The sequence below is a fragment of the Lapillicoccus sp. genome, from assembly GCF_025353065.1.
Taxonomy (GTDB): Bacteria; Actinomycetota; Actinomycetes; order Actinomycetales; family Dermatophilaceae; genus Lapillicoccus.
The window spans coordinates 1-5,655 of record NZ_JANXRJ010000225.1 but is presented as its reverse complement, the minus strand read 5'-3'; the positions used below and the strand labels follow the sequence as shown (position 1 = coordinate 5,655).

Here is a 5,655-nt window from a genome sequence, read left to right as displayed (position 1 = left end):
CGACACCGGTATGCCGTTCCCGCGGGCGTTGCGCGAGGGGGGGGGGGGAGGGGGGGGGTCACGGCCAGAGGACGTCGGCGACGGCGGCACCGGCGTTGCGGGTGTCGCCGAAGGTCCGGATCCAGTGCGCCCCCACATGGTCGTCCCGGCCCGCACGCCCGACGTGCTCGGGCAGCAACCCGGTGGCGACGACGACGGCGTCAGGGCGGGCGGCGAGCACCGAGGCGAGGTGCCGCTCGACGGTGGGGGAGCGCCGGGGGCCGGAGGTCACGACGACCAGACCCTGATCCTGCGCCCCGGTGAGGGCGGCGCTGAGCGCGTGCACCGGTTCCGGGCTCGTGCTGAGCTCGTGCACGACGAGGTCAGGACGCCGCTCGCGCAGCGAGGCGATCACGCCGGACGGTCTCGGGCCGGCCGCCATGCCGGGCGCTCCCCGCAGGTCGAGCACGTGCGCCGGGCCCGGTGCGAGGGCGACGTCGTGCACCTCGAGCGCCGCCCGGGCGACCCGCGCAGCCGCCTCGCGGGCCGCCGCCCCGACGTCCCCGCCGGACCGTCCCACCTCGGCGTCGGCCGCCAGCCCCGCGGCCCGGTTCTCGCCCACCCACCAGGCCAGCTCGGCGATCCGCCGGACCGCCTCCTCGAGCCGGTCGAGGGGGAGCCGGCCGGCCACGACCGCGTCGACGACGGAGGCGTGAACCTCGTGGTAGGCCGCCTCGTCGTCGTAGCGGACGGGGTGGCTCGGGTTGCCGATGCAGACGAGGTCGACGCCCGCGGCAAGTGCCATCGCGGCACCCGGTCCGCGGCCGATCCCTGCCGAGATCGCTTGCATGTCAACGGCATCCGAGACGATCACGCCACTGAACCCCAGCTCGCCACGCAGCAGCTCGAGCACCGCGGAGCTGAGGGTGGCGGGCTGCTGGTCGAGCGCCGGGAAAACGACGTGCGCCGTCATCACGGCACGCACCCCCGCGAGGACCGCGGCCTCGAACGGCGGCAGGTCACGGGCCCGCAGGGTCTCGAGGTCGACGTCGATGACGGGCAGCCCCAGGTGGGAGTCGGTATGCGTGTCGCCATGACCCGGGAAGTGCTTCACGCAGGCGGCGACCCCGACCCCCTGCAGCCCGGAGACGAAGGCGGCCGCGTGCCGGCCCACCTGGCGTGAGTCGGACCCGAACGAGCGGAGCCCGATGACCGGGTTGTCAGGGTCCGAGGTGACGTCGGCGTCCGGGGCCAGCGCCAGGTCGATGCCGGCGGCCCGGCAGAGTCGCCCGATCCCCTCCGCGACCGCGGTCGTCGCCCTGGTGTCGCCGGCGCGACCGAGGGCGGCGTGCGTCGGCCAGGACGACCCGTCGGCCGCCTCCAGCCGGGTGACCTCCCCGCCCTCCTCGTCGCTGGCGATGACGACGTCGGGGCGGATGCCGTGCAGTGCCCCGGTGAGGTCGGCGACGTCGCTCCCGACGTTGGGCGCGAAGAGGCAGACTCCGCCCAGCCCGGCTTCGGTCTCCCGCGCCAGCCAGTCGGGCAGCACCCTCTCGCGGGAGCCGGTGAAGCCGGGCATGAGCACGGCGGCGGCCAGGCGCCGGACGGCGGGGTCGTGAGGGGACGGCATACCCCGATTCTGGCGTGTTCCTCAGCCGGGGACCGCACCCGACACGGGACTGGGACCAGAGACCCCACGTGAGGAGTTGGTGACCTCCTCCTCACCTCCACGAAACATGGTGATAACACGCGGCCGAAATTGCTTACACGCCCGAAACACCGTTGCGCTTCCGACGAAACCCGTTCGCGCGACAGTTTCCCGCCATGAGCGCAATTTCTTTCGTCACGGCGGACACGCCGTTCATCGACAGCGGGAACACGGCCTGGGTGCTTGCAGCAGCAGCCCTCGTCCTGTTCATGACGCCCGGGCTCGCCCTGTTCTACGGGGGCATGGTCCGCACCAAGAGCGTGCTGAACATGATGATGATGTCCTTCATCAGCATGGGCACGATCGGCACCGTCTGGATCCTGTGGGGCTACAGCGAGGCCTTCGGGCCGGACGTCGCCGGGGGACTGATCGGCAACCCCTTCACCCACTTCGGTCTGCACGGCGCGCCGGCCACGTCGCCCGGCAGCACCTCGATCATGACCGCGATCTTCGGCTACGTGGCGCCGAACGCCACGACGGGGGCCGCGGCCTCCGGCGGCATCCCCGGGCCGGCCTTCGTCGCCTTCCAGGTCGTCTTCGCCATCATCGCCGTCGCGCTCATCTCGGGAGCCATCGCCGACCGGGCGAAGTTCACGACGTGGACCGTCTTCACCGTGGTGTGGGCGACGTTGGTCTACTTCCCCGCCGCGCACTGGGTCTTCGCCTTCAGCGGGTACGCCGCGACGACCGGCGGCTGGATCGCCAACAAGGCGGACGGGTTGTTCCTCGGAGGGGCAGGAGCATACGACTTCGCCGGTGGCACAGCGATCCACATCAACGCCGGCGCCGCCGGACTGGCGCTCGCCCTGGTCCTGGGCAAGCGGATCGGCTTCAACAAGGACCCCATGCGGCCGCACAACCTCACGCTCGTGATGATCGGCGCCGGCGTCCTGTGGTTCGGCTGGTTCGGCTTCAACGCCGGCTCGGCCCTCGGTGCCGGCGCCCAGGCCGCCGGTGTCTGGATCAACACCCTCGGCGCCACGGCGACGGCGATGCTCGGCTGGCTGCTCACGGAGAAGATCCGCGACGGCCACTTCACCTCCCTCGGTGCGGCGTCCGGTGTCGTCGCGGGTCTCGTCGCGATCACCCCGGCCTGCGCCACGGTGTCGCCCGTCGGCGCCCTCATCGTCGGTCTCGTCGCCGGCGCCGGGTGCGCGCTCGCGGTCGGGCTGAAGTTCCGGCTCGGCTTCGACGACAGCCTCGACGTCGTCGGCGTCCACCTCGTCGGCGGTCTCATCGGCACCCTGCTCATCGGCCTGCTCGCCACCACCAGCAGCCCGACCGGCGCGGCCGGCCTCACGATGAACTCGGGGCTGTTCTACGGCGGCGGGTTCGCGCAGCTGGGAGCCCAGGCGGAGGGCGCGTTCTCCGTCCTCATCTTCTCGTTCGTCGTCACCTACGCCATCGGCTGGGTGCTCCACAAGACGATGGGCTTCCGCGTCGACGAGGAGAACGAGGTCAGCGGCATCGACCTCGCCGAGCATGCAGAGACCGGCTACGACCTGGCCTCCTTCGGGGGCTCGCGCACCGGTGCCTTCCTCAGCTCGACGCACACGACCTCACCGACCGCGACGTCCGACAAGGAAGGAGCGTCCGCATGAAGCTCATCACGGCGATCATCAAGCCGCACCAGCTCGACGAGGTGAAGGAGGCCCTCGAGGCCTACGGCATCTCCGGCATGACCGTCAGCGAGGCCAGCGGCTACGGTCGCCAGCGTGGTCACAGCGAGGTCTACCGCGGGGCGGAGTACACCGTGGACTTCGTGCCCAAGGTCCGTCTCGAGGTGCTCGTCGACGACCTCGACGCCGGCAGCGTCATCGACGTCGTCCTCAAGGCGGCCCAGACGGGCCGCATCGGCGACGGCAAGATCTGGTCCACCCCGGTCGACGACGTCGTCCGGGTGCGGACCGGGGAGCGCGGGCACGACGCGCTCTGAGCCGTCACCCCTCGAGGCCGTCACACCTCGAGCCCATCAACCTCAGGGCAGGACCGGACGGGCGCGCACGCCTGACCCCGGAGCAACGCCGCACCAGACGAAGGACACGGGCATGACCGACGTCACCACCCGGCGGCTCGACCTGGCCGGCACCCGGAGCTTCGCGGCTCCGGGCGCCGGCCCGCTCCGCCGGGCCGCACTCGCCGACTTCGGCTTCCAGTGGCTCGGCGAGCTCTGGGACACGGCGACCGAGGGCCGCGCCATGCCCGGGGTCGCCCTCGCCGCCGTCGGCAGCCTGGCCCGGCGCGACGGCGGCCCGCTGAGCGACTACGACCTCGTCCTCCTCCACCAGACGCGTGCCCTCGGGGCCACCGACCTCAACGGTCTGGCCGACCGGCTCTGGTATCCCATCTGGGACCAGGGCGTGAAGCTCGACCACAGCGTCCGCACCGTCAACCAGTGCCGGACCGTCGCGGGGGCCGACCTGTCCGCCGCGGTCGGGCTGCTCGACATCACCTTCGTCGCGGGCGACGAGGAGGTCGTCAACGCGGCCCGGTCGACCGTCGCCCACGACTGGCGGGGCAACGCCCGCACCCGCCTTCCGCAGCTGCACGAGAGCATCCTCGCCCGGCACGCACGTCAGGGCGATCTCGCGCACCTCGTCGAGCCCGACCTTAAGGAGGCCCGCGGCGGGCTGCGGGACATGACCGTCCTGCGCGCCCTGACGGCTGCCTGGCTGGCCGACCGGCCGCACGGCGACGTCGACACGGCATACGCCAAGCTGCTGGACGTGCGTGACGCCGTGCACGTCGTGACCGGCCGAGGCCGCGACCGGCTGGGCCGCGAGGACCACGATGCGGCCGCCGCGCTGCTCGGCTACACCGACGCCGACCTGCTGCTCACCGACGTCTCGGCCTCGGCCCGCACCATCGCGTATGCCCTCGACGGCACCCTGCGTCGGGCCGCCCAGGCCCAGCGCGCCCGCACGTTGCGCGTCGGCCCGCGGCGGCCGCGGCTCACCCCGCTCGGCTACGGACTCTTCCTCCACGACGGCGAGGCCGTGCTCGGCGCCGGCGTCGACCCGAAGTCGGACCCCTTGCTGATCCTGCGTGCCGCGCTCGTCGCGGCCCGCAACGGCGTGACGATCGCCCCGACCACCCTGGCCAACCTCGCCAACGGCTGCCCACCCCTGCCCGAGCCGTGGCCGACGCAGGCGCTGTCCATCCTCGGCGACCTGCTCGCGACCGGACCGGGCCTCGTCTCCGTCTGGGAGGGGCTCGACCTCGCCGGCGTCGTCGAGCGCTGGATCCCCGAGTGGGCGTCGGTCCGCAGCCGCCCCCAGCACAACGCCGTCCACCGCCACACCGTCGACCGCCACCTGATCGAGACGGTCGTGCGGGTCAGTGGGCTGCTGCGCGAGGTGGCCCGACCGGACCTCCTGCTGCTCGCCGCGCTCCTCCACGACATCGGCAAGATCGCCGGCGCCCGCGACCACAGCGAGACCGGCGCCCCGATCGCCCACACCATCCTGCGCCGGTTCGGGGTGCCCGACGCGGACCGCGAGCTCGTCGTCCGGCTGGTGCGCGAGCACCTCACCCTCATCGACCTCGCGACCCGTCGCGACTGCGAGGACCCCCAGACCATCGCGGCGGTGTCCACGGCCGTGCACGGCAGCCTCGCCACCCTCGACCTCCTGCGCGCCCTGACCGAGGCCGACGCCAGCGCGGCCGGCCCCGCGGCGTGGACCGACTGGCGGTCGAGCCTGCTGGACAAGCTCGTCACCACGGCCCGCACCGCACTGGCCGAGGGTGCCCCCCTGCCCGAGTCGTTCCGAGAGGCCGAGCCCGTGTCCGAGGAGATCCAGAACCGGATCGTCATCGGCCAGCCCCATGTCGTCGTCACCCCGCTCGGTGGGGCCCACCGGGTCGACATCCACGACCGCGACCGGCTCGGCCTCTTCGCCGACACCGCGGGCCTGCTCGCCGCGCAGGGGCACATCGTGCGCTCGGCCGTGGTGCGCACCGTCGACGGG

General features: G+C 72.9%; 4 protein-coding genes. 3 read left to right on the top strand and 1 reads right to left on the bottom strand.

From position 1 onward, the window contains the following. Window positions 1–58: 58 nt before the first annotated feature. Window positions 59–1,609: a glycoside hydrolase family 3 N-terminal domain-containing protein gene (locus Q0R63_RS17140; RefSeq protein WP_295699948.1), complete on the bottom strand. Its 1,551-nt coding sequence runs from the start codon at window positions 1,607–1,609 to the stop codon at window positions 59–61. 194 nt (window positions 1,610–1,803) lie between these two features. Between Q0R63_RS17140 and Q0R63_RS17135 the strand changes: the two genes are divergently transcribed. From Q0R63_RS17135 to Q0R63_RS17125, 3 genes are all read left to right on the top strand, one after another. After that, window positions 1,804–3,288 (top strand): ammonium transporter, encoded by a 1,485-nt coding sequence (locus Q0R63_RS17135; protein ID WP_295699945.1) that lies wholly within the window; start codon window positions 1,804–1,806, stop codon window positions 3,286–3,288. Then, window positions 3,285–3,623 carry a P-II family nitrogen regulator gene (locus Q0R63_RS17130; protein ID WP_295699942.1) on the top strand — a complete coding sequence of 113 codons (339 nt, stop codon included), beginning with the start codon at window positions 3,285–3,287 and terminating at the stop codon, window positions 3,621–3,623. The genes Q0R63_RS17135 and Q0R63_RS17130 overlap by 4 nt, the downstream gene beginning before the upstream one ends. A 112-nt stretch (window positions 3,624–3,735) precedes the next feature. After that, on the top strand, window positions 3,736–5,655 hold a 1,920-nt coding region (locus Q0R63_RS17125; protein ID WP_295699940.1), incomplete at its 3' end, for a [protein-PII] uridylyltransferase.

Coding starts and splice junctions, on each gene's coding strand:
- Q0R63_RS17140 (WP_295699948.1), bottom strand. CDS start 1,609: ATGCCGTCCCCTCACGACCCCGCCGTCCGGCGCCTGGCCGCCGCCGTG.
- Q0R63_RS17135 (WP_295699945.1), top strand. CDS start 1,804: ATGAGCGCAATTTCTTTCGTCACGGCGGACACGCCGTTCATCGACAGC.
- Q0R63_RS17130 (WP_295699942.1), top strand. CDS start 3,285: ATGAAGCTCATCACGGCGATCATCAAGCCGCACCAGCTCGACGAGGTG.